The following is a 21,452-nucleotide window of genomic DNA, read 5'->3' as shown; positions in this document are numbered from 1 at the left end:
TCCACGATGACCCCAATGCCGCCCGCCGCCCGCTCGCAGATTCGCTGGCCGCTGGCACTGCTGGCCTCGACCCTGTTGCTGGCGCCCGTCGTGGCGCCGGCACAGGTCGAGCAGGATGGTGCCGACGACATGACGGCGCGGTTCGTGCTCGAACTGCAGCAGATGCGCGAGGAAGTGCGTGAGCTGCGCGGGCTGGTCGAAGCGCAGGCGCAGGAGATCGAGAACCTCAAGCGCCGACAGCGCGATCAGTACCTCGATCTCGATCGCCGCATCGGCGGACTGGAAGGGGCTGCCGGTGCATTGTCCAGTTCACGGGCGTCGGCCGATCCGGTCAACGATCCGGTCAACGGTCCGGCCAGCGACCCGGGCCGGCAGCCGACCGGCATCGATGCCGACGGCCCGGTGGTCGAGCCAGGCGCCGAGGCGATCGGCCGCGTGCCGCCGCCCTCGGACCTGCCTGAAGTCCGTGAGCCGCTGGATGCCGAAGCGGAGATCGCGACCCTGGCGACGCCGACCCGGACCGATGCGCGCGAGCTCCAGCAGCCGACCGAAGCCGAAACCCAGGCCTATGACCAGGCCTTCCTCGCGCTGCGTGAAACCCGCTATGCCGACGCCGCGGAAGGCTTCGACCGCTTCCTGCAGGATCATCCGCAGTCCAGCCTGGCACCGAATGCGCTGTACTGGCTCGGTGAGGTCTACTACGTGACCCGCGACTTCGAAACGGCGTTGGGCCAGTTCAACGATCTGCTCGAGCGCTACCCGGGCAGCGGCAAGGAGCCCGACGCACTGCTGAAGATCGGCTTCAGTCACTACGAACTGGAGCACTGGATCGAGGCCCGCGCGGCTCTGCAGCAGGTCGCCGAGCAGTTCCCCGGCACCAACTACTCGCGCCTGGCCGAAAACCGCCTGCGCACCATGCGGCTGGAAGGTAGGTTGTGATTCGCTAGGGACCAGGGGCAAGGGACCCGGGACGAGTGGCGACGTCGAAACCTCGTCGAACGCGCCGTCCGACGTCGATCAGTCGTCCCTTTCCCCTCGTCCCCCGCCCCTGAGCCCCGCTCTCATGTCCTCGCCCGCAGACTCCACCCATCGCTCGGCCACCGAGCTCAAGATCACCGAGATCTTCCATTCGGTCCAGGGTGAGTCCGATTCGGCCGGCTGGCCGACCACCTTCGTTCGCCTGACCGGCTGTCCGCTTCGCTGCAGCTGGTGCGATACCGCCTACGCCTTCCATGGCGGACAATGGATGACCATCGACGCGGTCCTCGATCAGGTGAGGGACCACGGCGCGCGGCACGTCTGCGTGACCGGCGGAGAGCCACTGGCCCAGCGCACCTGCCTGCCGTTGCTGGAACGCCTGTGCGAGGCCGGGTACCGGGTATCGCTGGAAACCAGCGGGGCGCTGCCGGTGGCCGACGTCGATCCGCGCGTGGTCAAGGTGCTCGACCTCAAGCTCGCGGCCTCCGGCGAGGCCGCGCGCAACGACTTCGACAACCTCGAACATCTCCAGCCGCACGACCAGATCAAATTCGTCGTCGCCGACCGCAAGGACTTCGATGAAGCCGCCGCGCTGGTCCGCGCACACGGCCTCGAACGATGGACCGTCTGGTTCTCCCCGGTCTGGGAAACCCTGTCGCCGGCCCAGCTGGCCGAATGGCTGCTGGACAGCGGGCTGAACGCGCGGCTGCAGGTCCAACTGCACAAGATCCTATGGGGCGATCGGCCGGGGGTGTAGGCCGTCGGGGCGACGTGGCGGTCCGGGTGACGTGGCGCTGTTCGCGGTTCCGGGCGTGCCCGAGTGAGCGGGACGTTTTCAGTACGCAGTTTTCAGTTTTCAGTGATCCGCTGGCGCGTGCGTCAGGAGAGAAGCGTCGCGAACCCGAACCTTGAAGCTGTCCGCTTTCACTGACAACCGGCAACTGACGACTGAGAACTGAGAACTGAGAACTGAGAACTGAGAACTGAGAACTGAGAACTGAGAACTGAGAACTGAGAACTGAGAACTGAGAACTGAGAACTGAGAACTGAGAACTGAGAACTGAGAACTGAGAGCTCCCTCCCTCAATTCTCTCCGCTCTCCAGCGCCTCCTTCAACGCATACAGCGTTTCCAGCGCTTCGCGCGGCGACAGCGCGTCGGGATCCAGCTCGGCCAGGGCATCGATCACGGGATGGGCCGGGGGCGGGCCAGGTTCCGGTTCGGCGGCGCTGGGCGCGTCGAACAGACCGAGCTGCGGGGAATCGGCGGCGCGGGCCTTCTTCTCCAGCTGGTCGAGGTGGCGGCGGGCACGCTTCACGACCGGGGCCGGCACACCGGCCAGCCGCGCGACCTGCAGGCCGTAGCTCTGGCTGGCCGGCCCCTCGCGGACGGCGTGCAGGAAGATCACACGCTCGGCGTGTTCCTTCGCATCGAGATGCACGTTGACGATGCCGTCGTGGTCGGCCGACAGCTGGGTCAGTTCGAAGTAGTGGGTGGCGAACAGGGTGTAGGCCTGGAGTTGCATGGCCAGTTCGGTGGCCACCGCCCAGGCCAGCGCCAGCCCGTCGAAGGTCGAGGTGCCGCGGCCGATCTCGTCCATCAGGACCAGCGACTGTGCGGTCGCGTTGTTCAGGATGTTGGCGGTCTCGACCATTTCCACCATGAACGTCGAGCGGCCGCGGGTCAGGTCGTCGCCGGCGCCGATCCGCGAGAAGATCCGGTCGATCGGCCCACAGCGCATCGCCCGGGCCGGTACGAAGCTTCCGGCGTGGGCCAGCAGGACGATCAGCGCGACCTGCCGCATGTAGGTCGACTTGCCGCCCATGTTCGGGCCGGTGATCACCAGCATCCGGCGTTCCGGATCCAGCCGGCAGTCGTTGGGCACGAACGGCTGATCCTGGAACGGCTCGACGACCGGGTGGCGGCCCTGCTCGATCTCGAGACCGGGCGCATCGTCGAGCGTCGGCCGCGACCAGTCGAGCGCCTCGGCACGCTCGGCGTAGGTGACCAGCACGTCCAGCCGGGCCAGCGCGTCGGCGATGCCGGACAGCGCGGCATGCTCTTCGGCCAGGTCGCGGACCAGCTGCTCGTACAGCGCCTTCTCGCGCGACAGTGCGCGCTCGCGAGCCGACAGCACCTTGTCTTCGTGGCGCTTGAGCTCTTCGGTCACGTAGCGCTCGGCGTTCTTGAGGGTCTGGCGCCGGGTGTACTCGGTCGGGACCTTGTCGCCGTGGGCTTTCGAGACCTCGATGAAGAAGCCGTGCACGCGGTTGTAGCCGACCTTCAGCGTGCCGATGCCGGTCCGCTCGCGCTCGCGCTGCTCGTATCGCTGCAGGAAATCGTCGGCATTGCCGCTGAGGCTCCTGAGTTCGTCGAGTTCGGCGTCGAAGCCGTCGCGGACGACGCCGCCATCGCGGATCAGCACCGGCGGCTCGTCGACCAGCGCGCGGGACAACAGGTCGACGAGGTCGGCGCGCTCGGGCAGGGCCTCGACCAGCTCGGCCAGCAGCGGGTCGTCGAGATCGGCCAGTTGGCCGGCGATCGTCGGCAGGCGCTCCAGTCCGCCGCGCAGCGTGGTCAGGTCGCGGGGCCGGGCGCTGCCCAGCCCGATCCGGGTGAGGATGCGCTCGAGATCGCCGAGCCCGGCCAGCGTTTCGGCCAGGCGCGGGTGGCGCTGGGCGTCGAGCAGCGCGGCGACGGCCTGGTGGCGACGCGCCAGCACCTCGCGATTGCGCAGCGGATGGGTGATCCAGCGCCGGAGCTTGCGGCTGCCCATCGGGGTTCCGGCCCGGTCCAGCAGGCCGACCAGCGTGTGCTCGGCGCGGCCGTCGGGGTGGCGGTCGATCTCCAGGTGGCGGCGGGTCGCTGCGTCCATCTGGAGGTGTTCGTCGGCGACCTCGCGCTTCAGGCCGACCAGCGGCGGCAGCTCGCCGGCCAGCATGGTCCTGGCGTAGTCGATCAGCGCGCCCGCCGCACCGATTTCCGGACCGGCCTCGTCGACGCCGAAGCCCGACAGGTCGCGGACGCCGAACTGGCGGGTCAGGGTCCGGGCGCCGGCCTCGATGTCGAAGGTCCAGTCCGGTCGGCGGGTGGTGCAGGTCTCCAGCCCCACGCTCACGCCGCCCAGGCCGGTTTCCGGCATCAGCAGTTCGGCCGGCCTTAGTCGCTCCAGCTCGGCGTTCAGCGCTTCGCCGCCCTCGGCACGGGCGCAACCGACCCGTCCGCCGGCCAGGTCCATCCAGGCCAGCCCGTAGCCGCCGCCAGCGCCGCACACGGCACACAGCAAGCGGCTGTCGCGGGCCTCGAGCAGCGATTCGTCGGTCAGCGTGCCCGGCGTGACGATGCGGACCACCTTGCGTTCGACCGGTCCCTTGGCGGTGTCCGGGTCGCCGACCTGTTCGCAGATCGCCACCGACTCGCCCTTGCGCAGCAACCGGGCCAGATACGACTCCACTGCGTGCACCGGCACGCCGGCCATCGGAATCGGCTGGCCGGCCGACTGGCCGCGCGTGGTCAGGGTGATGTCGAGCAACTCGGCCGAGCGCCTCGCATCGTCGTAGAACAGTTCGTAGAAGTCGCCCATCCGGAAGAACAGCAGGATGTCGGGATGCTCGGCCTTGATCCGCAGGTACTGGGCCATCAGCGGGGTGTGGGCGGAGCGGTCGCGTTCGGGCATGGCGGCGTCGGAATCGGAGGCGGTTGGCGTGATCGGGTCGGAGACGGCGGGACCGTGCAGCATCGACACGGGCAGGGCATCATACCGTCATGACCGATCGGGTGGACGATGCGTCGCTGCTGCACCGGGCCGAGGCCCTGGCCGCGGAGCTGCGCGCGCACGGACGGACCATGGCCACGGCCGAATCCTGTACCGGCGGCTGGATCGCCAAGGTCTGCACCGACCTGGCGGGAAGCTCCGACTGGTTCGACCGCGGCCTGGTGACCTATTCCAACCGGGCCAAGGCCGAGGCGCTCGGCGTTCGTGCTGCAACAATCGATCGCTACGGCGCGGTCAGCGAAATGGTGGTCGCCGAGATGGCTCGCGGCGCGCGTTCCGCGGCCCATGTCGACTATGCAGTCGCGGTCAGCGGCATCGCCGGGCCGGGCGGCGGCCGCCCGGACAAGCCGGTCGGCACGGTCTGCTTCGGCTGGGTCGGGCCGGACGACGAGCCTGAAACCGAGACGGTGCGCTTCGACGGCGATCGCGATGCGGTCCGCCGGCGTACGGTCGCCTACGCCCTGGACGGTCTGCTCGAGCGCGTGTCGACGAGGTCGTGAGCGCCACCCGCCGGCTGTTCCTTGCGCTGTGGCCGGACACGGCCCTCCGAGCCGCGATGGTCGAGCGCACCGAACGGGCCCGGCTGGTTCGCGAGTTCGGCGGGCGCCGGGTGCCTGCGCACAATCTTCACCTCACGCTGGTCTTTCTCGGCAACGTCGCCGCCGAGCGCGTCGATGCGCTGATCGACGAGGTCGGTCAGTCGACTCCGCCGGGGCCGTTCACGCTGCGACTCGACCGGTTCGGCACCTTCCCGCCGGCCCGGGTGGCCTGGCTGGGCGCCGCGCCGGTTCCCGCCGCACTGGCGCTGGTCGAGATGCTGATCGGCGTGGCCTGCAGGCAGGGTCTGCGCATCGATGCCCGTTCGTGGCGACCGCACGTGACGCTGGTGCGCGGGATCGACGCACGCCCGTCGGGCCTGCTGCCGGCGCTCGACGAACCGATCGACTGGGCGGTCCGGGACTTCGCCCTGATCGAGTCGATCCCCGGCCGGCCGTATCAGGTTTTGAGAACCTGGCCCGTAGAATGATGCCGAGCACCCGGAAATCGCTCCGGCCGAGTGCCGATCCGTAGGAAATCGGACCGGATCGGGGTAGGAAATCGCTGCGATGGCTCGTGCCGTAGCGCGAAATCCCCGTGGTGTGTGCGATACTCGAACTCCGGGTAAACTACTGAACAAATACACAGCGAGACGCAACGTGGACGACAATCGAAAACGAGCACTTTCGGCGGCACTGAGCCAGATCGAAAAGCAGTACGGCAAGGGCGCCATCATGCGCATGGGCGACGAGACCGGCGCCCGGGATGTCCCGGTGGTCTCGACCGGTTCGCTGGCCCTGGATGTCGCGCTGGGGATCGGCGGCCTGCCGCGCGGCCGGGTCATCGAAATCTACGGCCCGGAATCCTCCGGCAAGACCACGCTGACGCTGCATGCCGTGGCCGAGGCCCAGAAGGTCGGCGGCACGGCCGCGTTCGTCGACGCCGAGCACGCCCTCGATCCCTCCTACGCCGGCAAGCTGGGCGTCAATGTCGATGACCTGCTGGTCTCCCAGCCCGATACCGGCGAGCAGGCGCTGGAGATCACCGACATGCTGGTGCGCTCGGGCGCCGTCGACATCGTCGTTGTCGACTCGGTCGCGGCGCTGACGCCGAAGGCCGAGATCGAAGGCGAGATGGGCGACTCCCACGTCGGCCTGCAGGCCCGCCTGATGAGCCAGGCCCTGCGCAAGCTGACCGGCAACATCAAGCGCACCAACTGCACGGTGATCTTCATCAACCAGATCCGCATGAAGATCGGCGTGATGTTCGGTTCGCCGGAAACCACCACCGGTGGCAACGCGCTGAAGTTCTACAGCTCGGTGCGCCTGGACATCCGTCGGATCGGCGCGCTGAAGCGCGGCGACGAGGTCATCGGCAACGAGACCCGGGTCAAGGTCGTCAAGAACAAGATGGCCCCGCCGTTCCGCCAGGCCGTGTTCGAGATCCTCTACGGCGAGGGCATCTCGCGCGAGGGTGAGCTGGTCGAGCTCGGCGTCGAACACAAGATCATCAACAAGTCCGGCGCCTGGTACAGCTACGGCGATGACCGGATCGGGCAGGGCAAGGACAACGCTCGCCAGTTCATGAAGGACAACCCGGAGATTGCCGCGGACATCGAGAAGAAGCTCCGCGACATCCTGTTGCCGAAGGAGCCGCCTGCGGAAGACAGGACTGCAGCGGACTCCGAAGAAGCGACCGGCTGATCTCGATCGTGACCGACCACGGCGGCCGAGGCGGCTCCGACCGGTCGACCCGCTCGGTCGGACCGGGCGAGGTCCGCGAGGCCGCGATTCGGCTGCTCGCCCGGCGCGAACACGCCGCACGCGAATTGGGCGACAAACTCGTTCGCAAGGGTTGGCCGGCCGAGCTCGTCGACGGAGCGGTGAACGAACTGGCGTCCGAGGGACTGCAGTCGGATCGCCGCTTTGCCGAGAGCTTTGCCCGGCAGCGGGTGGAGAAGGGCTACGGACCGGTTCGGATCGGGGCAGAGCTTCGCCAGCGCGGCATCGATGAGGGCACGGCCGAAGGTGCGCTGGAGTCGCTTGGAGTCGATTTCTTCGAGCTGGCGGCGAGCGTGTACCACCGCCGCTACCGCGGCCGGCCCGCGCCGGGCGACATCAAGGAGCGCTCGCGGCGCTACCAGGCCATGCTGAGGCGCGGATTTTCCAGCGAACACCTGCGTGAAATCAACGCGCTGTCGTTCTAGTGAACCCCGCCGCTCATCGTGTGACCTATGGCGTGCACCCGAATCGATTGTGCAAGGCGCGGCCCGCAGTGAATGGCCCGCCCTCGACAAGGGGCCCAACGCCGCGATGTCGGTTCAGGCGCGCTCCTCGAAGGGCGAGCCGGAGCGCATTCATCTGCTGCGTTCTGTTGGCTGGAAAGGACGCTGCCATTCCCTGCGAGACCGACCTTGCAGCCAAACGCTCTCCGACTCGTCCTACGTCACACAATGAGTGGCGGGGTTCACTGGAACTCCGCTGAACGAACCATTCGAGGCGCGTCCGGCTCGGAGCGGGCTCGACATCCAGGTCGCCCGGTCCGAGTGAGCGAGGAAACGAGCGCCTGCAGGCCCCTCTGCGCTGCTCGAGCGTTCCGGTTCGGCCAATCCTCGGCGCCGATGGACAGGACGAGCGGAGTCCGGGCCTCGTGACACGCCCTTCGCTTCGCTCCTGCAGCACGGCCCAGCGCCTCGCGGGCCGGTTCCAGGCCGGGTCGGCGCCCTGCAGGCCGGCCGTTCGGCGCTTCCGCTGCTTGCGCGTGCGAGCCGCCGTTCCGGCGTGTCGATCCTTCGCGGCGGGGGTCGTTCGAACGCCGTTTGCACAGGAAGCGGTCGATTCCGTCGTGCCCGGGACGGTAGGCAGCGGGCGACGGAGTGCACCGGTCCTGTCACGCTCGGGAAGGCGCATCCGCTATAGTTGCGGGTTTACGAATGCGCCCGAGCCGGACCATGAAGACCACCGCCGAAATTCGCCAGGCGTTCCTCGATTTCTTCGCGGAACACGACCATCGCATCGTCCGCTCCAGCCCGCTGGTGCCGGGCAACGACCCGACCCTGCTGTTCACCAACGCCGGCATGGTCCAGTTCAAGGACGTCTTCCTCGGTGCCGAAAAGCGCGACTACAGCCGCGCGACCACGGCTCAGCGCTGCGTGCGCGCCGGAGGCAAGCACAACGATCTCGAGAACGTCGGCTATACCGCACGGCACCACACCTTCTTCGAGATGCTGGGCAACTTCAGCTTCGGCGACTACTTCAAGCGCGAAGCCATCCAGTACGCCTGGATCTTCCTGACCGAGCGCTGTGGCCTGGCCCCGGAAAAGCTCTGGGTGACGGTGTTCGAGGACGACGACGAAGCCGCATCGATCTGGCTCGACGACATCGGCATCGATCCCGACCGGTTCTCCCGGATCGGCGCCAAGGACAACTTCTGGGCGATGGGCGACACGGGGCCGTGCGGCCCCTGCACCGAGATCTTCTACGACCATGGTCCGGACGTTCCCGGCGGTCCGCCCGGCACGCCGGACGAAGACGGCGATCGCTACATCGAGATCTGGAACCTGGTCTTCATGCAGTACGACCGCAGCGAAGACGGAACGATGACGCCGCTGCCCAGGCCCTGTGTCGATACGGGGATGGGGCTGGAGCGGCTGGCCGCCGTGCTGCAAGGCGTGCACTCCAACTACGAGATCGACCTGTTCGAGGCGCTGATCCGCGCAGCGGCCGAGAGGACCGGTACCGAAGACCTTCAGGCCGCGTCATTGAAGGTCATCGCCGATCACGTCCGGGCCTGCGCCTTCCTGGTGGCCGACGGCGTGCTGCCGTCGAACGAAGGGCGCGGCTACGTGCTGCGCCGGATCATCCGTCGCGCCATCCGGCACGGCTACAAGCTCGGCTGCGAAACGCCGTTCTTCGCGGCCATGGTCGGGCCGCTGGCCGATGTCATGGGCGAGGCCTATCCGGAGCTGGTCGAGAAGCAGCAGGCCATCACCGATGTGCTCGCGCGCGAGGAGCATCGGTTCGGCGAGACGCTGGACCAGGGCATGAAGCTGCTGGACGGGGTGCTCGAAACGCTGGAGGGAAACACCATTCCCGGCGAGGTCGCGTTCAAGCTGTACGACACCTACGGCTTTCCGCTCGATCTGACCCGCGACATCGCGCGCGAGCGCGAGCTCGGGGTCGATGACGCCGGGTTCGAGGCGGCGATGCAGGCCCAGCGCGAGCGGGCCCGCTCGGCCGGCCAGTTCTCGGTGCGCGATGGCATTTCCTCCGACCTCGTGGCCGATCTGCCTGCGACCGAGTTCGTTGGCTACGACCAGGCCTCACTCGACGATGCAAAGGTCGTCGCGATTCTCGTCGACGGCCGGAAGCGCGACATCCTGAGCGCCGATGAAGGGGCCGATGAATCGAACGATGAGTCGGCCCGTTCATCGGTGATCGTGATCCTGGACCGCACGCCGTTCTATGCCGAAAGCGGCGGTCAGATCGGCGATACCGGCACCTTGTCGACCGATCGCTCGTACTTCGAGGTTTCCGATACCCGCAAGCTCGCCGGCGTCTATCACGGTCACGAGGGTCGCCTGGCCCAGGGCACGCTGAGGGTCGGGGACCGCGTGACCGCACGGATCGACGACGACCGTCGCGCCGAGATCGTTCGCCATCATTCGGCAACCCACCTGATGCATGCCGCGCTGCGCGAACTCCTCGGAGAGCACGTCCAGCAGAAGGGCTCGCTGGTCGCACCCGACCGGCTGCGCTTCGACTTCTCGCACCCCGAACCGGTGACGCCGGAGCAGATCGAGGCCATCGAGAATCGAGTCAACGCACAGATCCAGGCCAACGTGGCCGCCTCGGCACGGGTCATGGAGTTCGACGACGCGATTGCCGCCGGTGCGCTGGCCTTCTTCGGCGACAAGTACGGCGACCGGGTCCGGGTGCTCCAGTTCGGCGCCTATTCGACCGAACTGTGCGGCGGCACCCACGTCGATCGGGTCGGCGACATCGGGGCGTTCAAGATCGTCTCCGAAGCCGGCGTTTCTTCCGGCGTGCGGCGGATCGAGGCCGTCGCCGGTCGTGCCGCGGTGGCATGGATGCAGCAGGCCGATCGCTCGCTGCGCTCGCTGGCCGCCCGCCTCAAGGCCTCGCCCGAGCAGATCGGCGAGCGCGTTGACGGCCTGCTGGATCGCAACCGCGAGCTGGAAAAGGAGCTGGAACGCCTGAATCAGAAGCTGGCCGCGTCGCGCGGGGCCGATCTCGGCAGCCGAGCGATCGAGGTGGCCGGCGTGCGGCTGCTCGCCGAGAAGCTCGACGGCGTCGATCCGAACAGCTTGCGCGATACCGTGGACCAGTTGAAGAACAAGCTCGGGTCAGCGGTCATCGTGCTCGGCGCAGTGGCCGGTGACGGCGTGCGGCTGGTGGCCGGCGTCACGCCCGACCTGACCGATCGGGTCAAGGCCGGCGAACTGGTCAACCACGTGGCGGCCCAGGTCGGCGGCAAGGGCGGTGGGCGACCGGACTTCGCACAGGCCGGCGGCAGCGAGCCCGAAGCGCTGGAACCGGCCCTGGCATCGGTTGCGGGCTGGTTGGCCGAACGGCTCGGCTGATTCGCCGGACCGCCGTCCGATGACGGCCTCGAACCTGTTAGGCTCGTGGTTCGATCGGCATGATGGAGGACGACATGGAGTTGTGGATCGGTGTTGCGATCGCGGGTGTGATCGGCTTCGGACTCGGTGCGCTGGTGATGTGGTGGACGGACCGCAAGCGCGGCGGCGGCACTTCGGTCGCCACGCTGAAGAAGGAGCACGAGCAGTTCCGGGAACAGGTCACCGAGCACTTCGTCGAGACCGCGCAGCGGATCAACCGGCTGACCGACAGCTACAAGGACCTGTTCGACCACCTGAGCCAGGGCGCCGAAACGCTGATCGACGATGCCAGCCTGCGCGAACGCATGCCGCGCGTCAGCGACCAGGAAGTTCGCCTGAAGCGGATCGGGACGCGCGGCCCGGCCGTCGAAGCGAACGGCCCGTCGTCCGGAAAATCCACCCCGACGGTGTCTTCGGCACCGACCGAGGCCGCCGCTGCCGGCTCGACCGGGCCGACGTCCGGCGCCAGGGGAGGGGCCGTCGGGAGCCGACCGGAAGCGACCGGGAAGAACGACGGCAAGAGCGACGGCAAGAGCGACGACCGGGCAGATGCAAAGCCGACCCCGGCCCCGGCATCTTCGGCCAAGGCCGGCAAACCCGCCGACTGAACCGCCGGGACGCAGAACCGTCGACGCCGGTCAGGCGCCGTCGACGCATTCGAATGCCCGCAACGGGCCCGGATTGTGTACAGTAGACGACCGCGGCGGTAGGGCGCCGTGTTCGTTCGACTGTTGGCAACCTGGGGACTCGAGAATGATCAAATTGCTGGTCGTGGAAGACCATCACCTGGTCCGCGTCGGTCTGCGCGGCATCCTTGACGATGCGCCGGGCATCGACGTGGTCGGCGAGGCGGAAAACGGTGAGCAGGCGCTTGCCATGACCCGTTCGCTGAAGCCGGACGTGATCCTGATGGACATCAGTCTGCCGGGGATGTCGGGATTCGAAATCAGCGATCGCATCCTCCGCCAGGATCCGGAGGTCAGGATCATCGTCCTGACCGCCTACACCCAGCCGCCGTATCCGGCCCGTTTGCTGGACATGGGCGTATCGGGCTTCCTGACCAAGGCCTGCGAGGCCGAAGAGCTGGTCCGGGCGATCCGGACCGTTCATGTCGGTGGGCGTCACATCGGCAAGGACGTCGCCCAGCAACTGGCCATGGCGCTGCTGCCCGGGGCGCCGAGGTCGCCGTTCCAGTCGCTGACGCCGCGGGAAATGGAGGTGGCGCTGATGCTGGCCGATGGCCGGCGAGTCAACGACATCGCCAGTCTCATGAACGTCAGCCCGAAGACCATCGCCACCCACAAGTACCGGATCTACGACAAGGTCGGGGTCGACAGCGAGGTGGCGCTGCTGCGCGAAGCGATCCGGCATGACCTGATCGAAGCCGGCACCTGAGCCGCCGGCCGGTGGCCGGACAGAACGCGGCCCGCCCTCGGCGGGCCGCGCTGTAGGTCAGTTCTTGTCGCCGTCCTTCTTGCCGTCGTTCAGCGTGAACAGGCCCGGCTGCTGACCGGAAGGTTTCGCGGTCGGCTTCGATCCGCCGTCGTCGCCGGACGCGGAATCGTTTCGGCGTGCTTCGGCGGCACCTGAGCGGGATGCCGGCTCGGGCTTCCGCTCGGACTTCCGCTCGGACTTCGGCTCGGACTTCTGCTCGGGCTTCGGCTCGGGCTTCGGCTCGGACTTCGGCTCGGACTTCGGCTCGGACTTCGGCTCGGGCTTCGGCTCGGGCTTCGGCTCGGGCTTCGGCTCGGACTTCGGCTCGGGCTTCGGCTCGGGCTTCGGCTCGGACTTCGGCTCGGACTTCGGCTCGGACTTCGGCTCGGGCTTCGGCTCGGGCTTCGGCGTAGGCCCGGGCTCGGACTTCGACTCGGACTTCGGTGCAGGTCTCGGCTCGGACTTCGGCTCCGACTTCGACGCGGGTTTCCGCTCTGCTTTCGGCGTGGACTCGGCGTCGGTCGAGGCCTGCTGTCCCCGGCCGGCGTTCGATCCATCCTTCGCACCCCCATGGCCTCCATCGGCGCCGCCATCCTGCGGGGCCGAAGAACCACCGTGATCGTTGCCGTCCTGGCCGCCGGTGCCGAACTTGTTGCGGCGCTTCTTGCCCCCGCGACGGCGACGCTTCTTCTTTTTCTTGCTCGGCGCATCGTCATCGCCGGAGGGGCGGCCGGACCGGGGCGGACCATGGTCCTGTGCCGGGTCCTTTGCTTCGTCCGCGCCCTGCTTGCGACCGCGATTGCCGTGCGGCTTGGCGCCGGTGCGGGCCGAAGTGGTCTTCTTGGTCCGCTTCTTGCCGCCTTGCGAGTTCGCGCGTTTGCGCTCGGGCTTGCGTTCGTGCTTGCGCTGCTCGGTCGACTCGTCGCGTGCAGGGTCCGGTTCGTCGCCGGCGAACAGCCCGCGCCACCAGGCCGCAAGCGCGGCAAGCAGGCCGGGACGGCCCGGCGGAGCCTCGCTGACCTGCGGCGGCTCCGGGCGCACCGGGGCCGGTTGTGAAGGTCGCATCGTGCTGACGGCCGGTTCTTCGCGCTTCTGAACGGCCTGTTGTTTCTCGCTGGGCGAGACGACCTGCTCGGCCGCTTCGGCGCGGGGCATCGCGTAGCTCGGCTCCTCGATGTCTTCGCTGGCCTTGAGTCGCTGGATCTCGTAGCGCGGTGTTTCCATCAGGTGGTTGGCGACCACGGTCACCGGTGTACCGGTGCGGTTCTCGATGTTGCGGATCGCCTTGCGCTTTTCGTTGAGCAGGAAGTTGGCCACGGCCACCGGTGCCTGGATGATGACCCGGCCGGTGTTTTCCTTCATGGCCTCTTCTTCGGACAGGCGCAGCAAGGCAAGGGCCAGCGATTCGATCGAGCGGATCGATCCGTAACCGTCGCATCGGGGGCAGGTGATGTGGCTGGATTCGCCGAGCGACGGGCGCAGTCGCTGACGCGACAGCTCGAGCAGTCCGAAACGTGAGATCCGGCCGATCTGCACGCGGGCCTTGTCGGCCTTCATCGCTTCGCGCAGCCGGTTCTCGACCTGGCGCTGCGCGTCGCGGCTGCTCATGTCGATGAAGTCGATCACGACCAGACCGCCGAGGTCGCGCAGGCGCAGCTGGCGGGCGATCTCGTCGGCAGCCTCCAGGTTGGTCTGCAGAGCGGTTTCTTCGATATCCGCACCCTTCGTCGCCCGCGCGGAGTTGATGTCGATCGACAGCAGCGCCTCGGTGTGATCGATGACCACCGCGCCGCCGGACGGCAGACGGACCTCGCGCGAGAACGCCGACTCGATCTTGCTCTCGATCTGGAAGCGGGTGAACAACGGCGTGTCTTCGTTGTAGCGCTTCAATTTACGCAGGTTGTGCGGCATGACCTGCTGGAGGAACTCGCGGGCGTCCTCGAACACGTTCTCGGCGTCGATCAGGATCTCGCCGATGTCGTCGCGCAGGTGATCGCGCAGGGCACGGATGATGACGTTGCTTTCCTGGTAGATCAGGAACGGGGCCTTCTTCGACAGCGCCGCTTCGCAGATCGCCTCCCACAGCTGCATCAGGTAGTTGAGGTCCCACTGCAGGTCCTCGGCCTCACGGCCGACGCCGGCCGTCCGGACGATCAGGCCCATGTCTTCGGGCACCTCGAGCTGCTTGAGCGCGCCGAGTACGTGCTTGCGATCGTCGCCGGTGACCTGACGCGACACGCCGCCGGCACGCGGATTGTTGGGCATCAGCACCAGGTAGCGGCCGGCCAGGCTGATGAAGGTGGTCAGCGCGGCGCCCTTGGTGCCGCGTTCTTCCTTCTCGACCTGGACGATGACCTGCTGCCCGCCCTGGACGGCATCCTTGATGTCGACCTTCTCGCCGGCATCGAGCGCCTTCTGGGCGGTTTCGGAGAAGTATTCGCGAGCGATTTCCTTCAGCGGCAGGAAGCCGTGGCGCTCGGACCCGAACTCGACGAAGCAGGCCTCGAGGCTCGGTTCGACGCGGGTGATCCGCCCCTTGTAGATGTTGGATTTCTTCTGTTCCTGGGCGGGAACCTCGATATCGAGGTCGATCAGGTTCTGGCCATCGGCGATGGCCACACGCAACTCTTCGGGTTGAGTCGCGTTGATCAGCATTCGTTTCATTGTCGATTCTTGTCCTCGTGGACGCACCCGGCCGGCCAGGGGCCGCCAGGATCCTCGTTCGGCGCACGCCTTCGGTGCGCTCGGACCCGGCCCGTTTCTGGTCTTGTTCGTCTGGCCGGGAGCGTCGTGTTTGTCGATCCGTCCGGACCGGCGAACGGGTCGCGGTCGACGGGCGGGTCCTGTCGTTCAAGCGTCGCGCAAGCGCGATTCGCGTCGTCCGGGTTCCGGTCGAGCGGGGCTCGGGTCGGAGGCCGGGAATCCGGTGTCGGCGTGCCGGCCGGGACGTCGAAGTCCGGCCGCTCGATACCGCGCGAGGTCCGACCGAACGGGTCCGGGTCGGGCCGGTCGCGCTGCTATCATTGAGTGCGTTGACCGGTCGAACGGCAGCGAATCCGGCCTGGGCCGGTAACGTACCGCTCAACCGTCGTAGTATACGCTGCCGGCCCCGGGTCCGGCAATTTCCTCAGGAGCTCTTCAGATGACCACGCCTCGCGCGCGCGATGTCGAGATCGGTCCCGATCGTTCCGGGCAGCGGCTGGACAATTTCCTGATGCGCGAACTCGGCAACGTGCCGCGCGCGCTGGTCTATCGGCTGATCCGGACCGGCCAGGTGCGGATCAACGGCGGACGGGCCAAACCGATGAAGAAGCTCGCGACCGGCGATCGGGTGCGGGTTCCCCCGGTTCGCGACCAGGCCCCGGCAGCAAAGCTTCCTACGGCGCGGATCGAACAGGTCCGGGCCGCGATCCTGCATCGTCAGAAGGAGTTCCTGGTCCTGGACAAGCCGTCCGGACTGGCCTCGCAACCCGGCAGCGGCCTGGCCTGGGGGCTCAACGACCTGGTCGCCGCGATCGACGAACAGGCCGTGCCGGTCCACCGGCTGGACCGGGAAACCAGCGGCGTGATGGTCTTCGCGCTGGGCCGACGGGCGGCCCGTGAACTCCAGCAGGCGTTTCGCCGTCATACCGTCGACAAGCGCTACCTGGCGCTGCTGACCGGCCACCTGCCCGAGGATCGCGTGGTGATCGACGCTCCGTTGAAGAAGATTCGCGACGCCGGCGGCCAGCATCGCGTCGTCGTCGACCCGGACGGCCAGTCGGCGCGGACCACCTTCAAGGTCCTGGAGCGGTTCCGCGACCACGATTTCGTCGAAGCCGAGATCGAGTCGGGCCGGACCCACCAGATCCGCGTCCATGCCGCCGAGGCCGGTGCACCGGTGGCCGGCGACGACCGCTACGATCCGGGCGGCGACCTCCCGGGGCTCGAACGGCTGTTCCTGCATGCCGCCTACCTGCGCCTGCCGTGGCCCGACGACCAGGTCTTCTCTGCGCCGTTGCCGGACGAGCTGACGGCCGTGCTCGACGCGCTGCGCACGCGCCGCTGAACCCATCGCCGTCATCGATCCGGAGAAACCGATCCCGTGTTCCAGCCCCTGACCGTCGCCATCGGCCTGCGCTATCTGCGCGCGAAGCGGCGAAACCACTTCATTTCGTTCATCTCGCTGATCTCGATGGCCGGCATTGCCGTCGGCGTCGCGATCCTGATCACCGTGATCTCGGTCATGAACGGCTTCGAGAAGGAACTGCGCGAGCGCATCCTGGGAATGGTGTCGCACGCCACGGTCTCGACCTGGGATCGCTCGTTCTCCGACTGGCCCGACCTGATCGAACGCGCCCGCGAGCATCCCGACGTGATCGGCGCCGCGCCGTTCGTCGAGAGCATGACGCTGCTCAAGGGCCGTGGCGTGGAGGGCGCGCTGGTCCGCGGCGTCGACCCGGCGCTGGAATCGGACGTCTCGGAACTGGCCGACCAGATGGTCGTCGGCTCGCTGGCCGCGCTCGACGACGAGCGCTGGCAGGTGGTGCTCGGTGTGGAGCTTGCGGCGATGCTCGGGGTCGGCCCCGGCGACCCGGTGACGATCTTCGCGCCCGAGATCCGGGCCACCGCGGCCGGTGTCGTGCCGCAGGTGCGGCGGTTCACCGTGGCCGGCGTGTTCGAGGCCGGCGTGCACGAGTTCGACGCCGGGCTGGCCGTCATCCACTGGCGTGACGCCCAGGCGCTGTTCCGGCTCGGCGACGACATCAGCGGCGTGCGGCTGGCGTTCGAGGACCTGTTCCGGGCCCGGTCGATCGCGTTGGAGCTGGCCGACGAGCTGCCGGGGTTCTATCGGGTGCGCGACTGGACCCAGCAGCACGCCAACTGGTTCCGCGCCGTGCAGATGGAAAAGACGGTGATGTTCATCATCCTGTCGCTGATCATCGTGGTGGCTGCGTTCAACATCATCTCGACGCTGGTGATGCTGGTCACCGACAAGCAGGCCGACATCGCGATCCTCAAGACCATGGGCCTGAGTCCCGGCGGGGTAATGGTGGTGTTCATCGTGCAGGGCATGATGATCGGCGTGATCGGCACCCTGCTCGGCGCGCTGGGCGGGACGCTGCTGGCACTGAACGTACAGGACATCGTCGCCGGGCTGGAGTCGCTTCTGAACACCGAATTCCTGTCGGCCGACATCTACTACATTTCCGATCTGCCGTCGGACCTGCATAGCGGCGACGTGGTCCGATTCTCTTTGCTGGCACTCGCGCTGTCGCTGATCTCGACGCTGTATCCAGCCTGGCGGGCCGGCCGCACCCGACCGGCGGAGGCGCTGCGCTATGAATGACGTGGTGATCCATTGCAGGGCCGTGACCCGGGCGTTCGTCCAGGGCGATGTCCGGCTCGAGGTGCTGCGCGGCGTCGATCTCGACGTCCGGCGCGGCGAGCAGGTCGCGATCGTCGGTGCCTCGGGGGTCGGCAAGAGCACGCTGCTGCAGATCCTCGGCGGCCTGGACGATCCGACCGAGGGTCGTGTCGAGGTCGCCGGTCACGACATCGGACGCGCCGGCGAGCGCGAACGAGGGCGGCTCCGCAATCGCTACCTCGGCTTCATCTACCAGTTCCACCACCTGCTGCCCGAGTTCACGGCGGTCGAGAACGTGGCGCTGCCGCTGATGATCGCCGGCCAGTCGACCGACCGGGCACAGCGCGAGGCCGCGGCGCTGCTCGAGCGGGTCGGGCTCGGACAACGGCTGGGCCACAAGCCGGGGGAGCTGTCCGGCGGCGAGCGCCAGCGCGCGGCAGTCGCACGTGCACTGATCCGTCGTCCGGCCTGCGTGCTCGGCGATGAACCGACCGGCAACCTCGACGAACGGACCGCGGCCTCGGTCTACGGGCTGATGCTGGAACTCAACCAGGAACTCGGCATCAGTTTCGTGGTGGTGACCCACGACACCGGCCTGGCCGGCCGGATGGACCGCCGCCTGGAGATGCGCGAAGGCAGGTTGCACGCCGTGGACTGATGGGGCAGCCGGGGCGAGCGTTGGCCTGGGGCCTGGCCGGCCTCGTCACGGGCGTGCTCGGCGCGGCCGCCGTCGGCCTGTCGGTTCGCTCCGTGCTGGTGCTGGCCGGACTTGCCGCCGCGCTGCTGCTGGCGATTCGGCGTTGCCGGGGTCGGCGACGGCCCACGTCCCGTTCGACCGATCGCTCGCTGTCGGGATCGAGGATGCTGTTCGCGGCGGGCCTGGTGTTCGGTGCTGCGCTGTTCGTCGCCGCGGTCGAACGCCAGGCGGCGGACCGCTGGCCGGCCGAACGGGCCGGCGAGGTCGTCACCTTCGACGCCCGCGTGATCGGCTTGCCGGAGCGGCGCGGAGAGCGCACGCGACTGGTCGTGTCGCCGCGATCGCCCGGATTGCCGGGACTGCCTTCAACGATCGAACTGGACTGGTTCCGACCTGACGGCTGGCCGCGGCCCGGAGAGACCTGGCGGCTGCGCGCCCGGCTGATGCCGCCGACCGGTCTGCGCAATCCGGGTGGCTGGGATCGCGAGCGAAGCCTGTTCGCGGCACGGATCGGCGCGGTCGGTCGTATCCAGTCGGCCGAACGACGTTCCCCGGGCGGGGCCGGAGCCGCACTGGGTCGGCTACGCCAGGATCTGGGTGACTGGCTGCAGGCCAATGTCGACGACCTGCAGGCCGCGGCACTGCTTCGCGCTCTGGTGGTCGGCGATCGCTCCGGCATCGATCCCGAACTGAACGAACGCCTGCGGGCCACCGGCACCGCGCACCTGCTGGCGATTTCCGGTCTGCACGTCAGTCTGGTCGCCGGATTCGGTGCACTGCTCGGCGGACTGCTGGCCTCGTGGCGCGCGCTGCGCTGGATCGGCCCCGACCGCCGGCGTCACGCGCTGGTCGTCGGTCTGGCTGCGGCAGCGTTGTATGCGGCACTGACCGGCTTCGCGCTGCCGGCGCAGCGCGCGCTGCTGATGCTGACCGTCGGGCTCGGCGCGGTGTTGCTGCGGCGAGCGATCGGGCCGGGCCGCGCGTTGCTGGTCGCACTCGGTGCGGTGCTGCTGTTCGATCCGCTGGCACCGCTGGCGGTCGGATTCTGGCTGTCGTTCGCGGCCGTCGCCGTGCTGGTCTGGTGCTTCGCCGGTCGGCCGCCCGGCGGTGGTCGCGGCGCCCTCGGGCTGATTCGCGCCCAGCTGGTGCTCGCCGTCGGCATGCTGCCGCTGAATCTCGGCGTGTTCCGCCAGCTGGCCCCCTCGGCCCTGCCGGCCAATCTGGTCGCCATCCCGCTGGTCACCTTCCTCGTGCTGCCGTTCGGCCTGCTGGCCGCCGCCGGGTTCGCGCTCGGCCTGCCGGGACCGCTGCCCGGCCTGCTGGCCGGGATGGCCGGGCAGGGCCTGAGCGCGCTGGTGGTCGTGCTGGAGTGGGCCGCCGCCCGGGCCCCGGCGGTGCAGCGTCTGGGTGCGGCCGACTGGACCGAAATGCTGCTGGCCGGGATCGGCGCGCTGTGGCTGCTGGCGCCGCGCGGCTGGCCGGCCCGGCCGCTCGGCCTGGTGCTGCTGATCCCGCTGCTCAGCGCCACGCCGGAGCGCTTGCCGGCCGGGGCGTTCGACGTCCATGTGCTCGATGTCGGGGACGGCCAGGCCGTGCTGGTCCGCACCCGCACCAGCAGCCTGCTGTACGGCACCGGATCCGGCGACGGCGCGGCCTCCAGTCGGATTCCCGGGACCGTCGGCCCCGCGCTGCGCACGCTCGGAGTCCGGGCGCCGGATCGGGTGGTGGTGCCGGGGGCGGCGCGCGGGCAGTCGGGCGGGCTGGCCGTGGCCCGGGCGCGCTGGCCGGAGGCGGCCTTCATCGGCCGTCACCCGCAGCTGGATCGGGCGTGCCGGGCCGGACAGGGATGGACGATCGACGGCGTGCGGTTCAGCGTGCTGCATCCCGGTCCGGCGCTGCCGGAACTGGGCGGCGACGACGATTGCGTGCTGCTGATCGCCTCCGCGGCCGGCCGCGTCCTGCTGAGCGGCCGCGTGTCGGCCCGGGTGCTGCGTCGGATCGGCGACGAGTACGGTCCGCTGACCATGCTGGTCGTGCCGCGCCAGGGACATCGCGACTCGCTCGACCTGGCGTGGCTGTCCGCGGTGCGACCGACCCACGCGGTGGTTTCGGTCGACGCGGTCAATCGCTGGGGGCTGCCGCACACGGAATGGTCCGATGCGCTCGAAGCCGTCGGGGGACGATTCTGGTCGACGGCCGAGTGCGGTGCACTTGCGCTGACGCTGGTGCCGGGACGTGCGCCGGCGTTCGCGCACCGATCGGCGGAGCAGCGCGGCGCCTGGCGAAGTGCCACGCAGTGCCCGGACCCGTGATTCGAAGCCGTGCTTCGATGCGGGCAGCGGAGCGGGGACTTGGTTATCATCGTGGTTTGGTCGGATTCGCAGGTTCCCCCGATGCTCGAACTCGTTCTTGCCGGCGGTTGGCTGATGTCACCCATCGTGCTCTGCTCCGTACTCTCGTTGGCCATCATCATCGAACGCGGCTGGACGCTGCGCCGTCAGCGCGTGCTGCCGAGCGGGGTGGTCGAAAAGGTGTCCGCCTGGGCCCGGCAGCGGGAACTGGACCGCAAGCACATCGAGTCGCTGCGTCAGTCCTCACCGCTGGGGCGGGTGCTGGCGGCTGCGCTGGACAACCGCGACCGGGCCCGCGAGGTGGTCAAGGAAGCGGTCGAGGATACCGGCCGTCACGTGGTCCACGACCTGGAGCGGTTCCTGAACACGCTCGGCACCATCGCCGGCATCACGCCGCTGCTGGGCCTGCTCGGCACGGTGATCGGCATGATCAAGGTGTTCTCGGCGATCATGGAAGCCGGCGTCGGCGATCCGGCACCGCTGGCCGGCGGCATTTCCGAGGCGCTGCTGACGACCGCCGCGGGACTGACCGTGGCCATTCCCAGCTACTTCTTCTACCGGTACTACCGCGGCAAGGTGCGTGCCTACGTGGTCGGCATGGAGCAACAGGCGCTGGACCTGATCAATACCATCGAGCACGGCAACCGCGAACTGCGGCGGTCCGAGCTCGGCTGGGGCTGATCGGAGCGCGCC

The 21,452-nt window shown here is 68.5% G+C and carries 16 protein-coding genes; 14 read left to right on the top strand and 2 right to left on the bottom strand.

Features of this window, described 5'->3' with window-relative positions:
- Positions 1–15: 15 nt before the first annotated feature.
- On the top strand, positions 16–939 hold the full coding sequence (gene ybgF, locus HFP89_RS10005) for a tol-pal system protein YbgF (RefSeq protein WP_206212314.1): 924 nt from the start codon (positions 16–18) through the stop codon (positions 937–939).
- A 124-nt stretch (positions 940–1,063) separates the two neighbouring features.
- Positions 1,064–1,735 (top strand): 7-carboxy-7-deazaguanine synthase QueE, encoded by a 672-nt coding sequence (gene queE, locus HFP89_RS10000; protein ID WP_168717521.1) that lies wholly within the window; start codon positions 1,064–1,066, stop codon positions 1,733–1,735.
- Between the two features lie 326 nt (positions 1,736–2,061).
- Here the strand turns inward: queE and mutS are convergent, their stop codons facing one another.
- Positions 2,062–4,653 (bottom strand): DNA mismatch repair protein MutS, encoded by a 2,592-nt coding sequence (gene mutS / locus HFP89_RS09995; protein WP_168717520.1) that lies wholly within the window; start codon positions 4,651–4,653, stop codon positions 2,062–2,064.
- Positions 4,654–4,742: 89 nt separating this feature from the next.
- Between mutS and pncC the strand changes: the two genes are divergently transcribed.
- The 7 genes from pncC to HFP89_RS09960 all read left to right on the top strand — a co-directional run bounded on the left by pncC (position 4,743) and on the right by HFP89_RS09960 (position 12,325).
- On the top strand, positions 4,743–5,252 hold the full coding sequence (pncC, locus tag HFP89_RS09990; protein ID WP_168717519.1) for a nicotinamide-nucleotide amidase: 510 nt from the start codon (positions 4,743–4,745) through the stop codon (positions 5,250–5,252).
- Positions 5,249–5,779, top strand: coding sequence for an RNA 2',3'-cyclic phosphodiesterase (gene thpR, locus HFP89_RS09985; RefSeq protein WP_168717518.1), 531 nt, complete (start codon positions 5,249–5,251; stop codon positions 5,777–5,779). The genes pncC and thpR overlap by 4 nt, the downstream gene beginning before the upstream one ends.
- 169 nt (positions 5,780–5,948) lie before the next feature.
- Entirely contained in the window at positions 5,949–6,992 is a 1,044-nt protein-coding gene (gene recA / locus HFP89_RS09980; protein WP_168717517.1) for a recombinase RecA, read from the top strand.
- Positions 6,993–7,000: 8 nt separating this feature from the next.
- Complete coding sequence (locus HFP89_RS09975) at positions 7,001–7,495, top strand: regulatory protein RecX (RefSeq protein ID WP_168717516.1); 495 nt, start codon at positions 7,001–7,003, stop codon at positions 7,493–7,495.
- Between the two features lie 744 nt (positions 7,496–8,239).
- Positions 8,240–10,891, top strand: coding sequence for an alanine--tRNA ligase (alaS, locus tag HFP89_RS09970; RefSeq protein ID WP_168717515.1), 2,652 nt, complete (start codon positions 8,240–8,242; stop codon positions 10,889–10,891).
- Positions 10,892–10,965: 74 nt separating this feature from the next.
- Positions 10,966–11,538: a DUF1043 family protein gene (locus HFP89_RS09965; RefSeq protein WP_168717514.1), complete on the top strand. Its 573-nt coding sequence runs from the start codon at positions 10,966–10,968 to the stop codon at positions 11,536–11,538.
- 145 nt (positions 11,539–11,683) lie between these two features.
- Positions 11,684–12,325 carry a response regulator gene (locus tag HFP89_RS09960; RefSeq protein WP_168717513.1) on the top strand — a complete coding sequence of 214 codons (642 nt, stop codon included), beginning with the start codon at positions 11,684–11,686 and terminating at the stop codon, positions 12,323–12,325.
- Between the two features lie 57 nt (positions 12,326–12,382).
- Here HFP89_RS09960 and HFP89_RS09955 read toward each other — a convergent pair whose 3' ends face one another.
- Positions 12,383–15,028 carry an Rne/Rng family ribonuclease gene (locus HFP89_RS09955; RefSeq protein ID WP_168717512.1) on the bottom strand — a complete coding sequence of 882 codons (2,646 nt, stop codon included), beginning with the start codon at positions 15,026–15,028 and terminating at the stop codon, positions 12,383–12,385.
- Between the two features lie 478 nt (positions 15,029–15,506).
- On the opposite strand from HFP89_RS09955, the gene HFP89_RS09950 reads away from it, so the two are divergent.
- From HFP89_RS09950 to HFP89_RS09930, 5 genes are all read left to right on the top strand, one after another.
- Positions 15,507–16,412: an RluA family pseudouridine synthase gene (locus tag HFP89_RS09950; protein WP_168717511.1), complete on the top strand. Its 906-nt coding sequence runs from the start codon at positions 15,507–15,509 to the stop codon at positions 16,410–16,412.
- A gap of 36 nt (positions 16,413–16,448) precedes the next feature.
- Positions 16,449–17,693 carry a lipoprotein-releasing ABC transporter permease subunit gene (locus tag HFP89_RS09945; protein WP_168717510.1) on the top strand — a complete coding sequence of 415 codons (1,245 nt, stop codon included), beginning with the start codon at positions 16,449–16,451 and terminating at the stop codon, positions 17,691–17,693.
- Positions 17,686–18,369 (top strand): lipoprotein-releasing ABC transporter ATP-binding protein LolD, encoded by a 684-nt coding sequence (lolD, locus tag HFP89_RS09940; protein ID WP_168717509.1) that lies wholly within the window; start codon positions 17,686–17,688, stop codon positions 18,367–18,369. Before HFP89_RS09945 ends, lolD begins: the two co-directional genes overlap by 8 nt.
- Complete coding sequence (locus tag HFP89_RS09935) at positions 18,369–20,720, top strand: DNA internalization-related competence protein ComEC/Rec2 (protein ID WP_168717508.1); 2,352 nt, start codon at positions 18,369–18,371, stop codon at positions 20,718–20,720. Before lolD ends, HFP89_RS09935 begins: the two co-directional genes overlap by 1 nt.
- A gap of 81 nt (positions 20,721–20,801) precedes the next feature.
- Positions 20,802–21,440, top strand: a complete 639-nt coding sequence (locus tag HFP89_RS09930; RefSeq protein ID WP_168717507.1) for a MotA/TolQ/ExbB proton channel family protein — start codon at positions 20,802–20,804, stop codon at positions 21,438–21,440.
- The last annotated feature ends 12 nt before the right edge of the window (positions 21,441–21,452 follow it).

This window comes from Wenzhouxiangella sp. XN79A, from assembly GCF_012272825.1.
Classification (GTDB): domain Bacteria; phylum Pseudomonadota; class Gammaproteobacteria; order Xanthomonadales; family Wenzhouxiangellaceae.
The sequence above is the reverse complement of the archived record's forward strand: the minus strand, read 5'-3'. Positions and strand labels throughout refer to the sequence as shown.

Coding starts and splice junctions, on each gene's coding strand:
- ybgF (WP_206212314.1), top strand. CDS start 16: ATGCCGCCCGCCGCCCGCTCGCAGATTCGCTGGCCGCTGGCACTGCTG.
- HFP89_RS09930 (WP_168717507.1), top strand. CDS start 20,802: ATGCTCGAACTCGTTCTTGCCGGCGGTTGGCTGATGTCACCCATCGTG.
- queE (WP_168717521.1), top strand. CDS start 1,064: ATGTCCTCGCCCGCAGACTCCACCCATCGCTCGGCCACCGAGCTCAAG.
- lolD (WP_168717509.1), top strand. CDS start 17,686: ATGAATGACGTGGTGATCCATTGCAGGGCCGTGACCCGGGCGTTCGTC.
- pncC (WP_168717519.1), top strand. CDS start 4,743: ATGACCGATCGGGTGGACGATGCGTCGCTGCTGCACCGGGCCGAGGCC.
- HFP89_RS09955 (WP_168717512.1), bottom strand. CDS start 15,028: ATGAAACGAATGCTGATCAACGCGACTCAACCCGAAGAGTTGCGTGTG.
- HFP89_RS09960 (WP_168717513.1), top strand. CDS start 11,684: ATGATCAAATTGCTGGTCGTGGAAGACCATCACCTGGTCCGCGTCGGT.
- alaS (WP_168717515.1), top strand. CDS start 8,240: ATGAAGACCACCGCCGAAATTCGCCAGGCGTTCCTCGATTTCTTCGCG.
- mutS (WP_168717520.1), bottom strand. CDS start 4,653: ATGCCCGAACGCGACCGCTCCGCCCACACCCCGCTGATGGCCCAGTAC.
- HFP89_RS09965 (WP_168717514.1), top strand. CDS start 10,966: ATGGAGTTGTGGATCGGTGTTGCGATCGCGGGTGTGATCGGCTTCGGA.
- HFP89_RS09935 (WP_168717508.1), top strand. CDS start 18,369: ATGGGGCAGCCGGGGCGAGCGTTGGCCTGGGGCCTGGCCGGCCTCGTC.
- HFP89_RS09950 (WP_168717511.1), top strand. CDS start 15,507: ATGACCACGCCTCGCGCGCGCGATGTCGAGATCGGTCCCGATCGTTCC.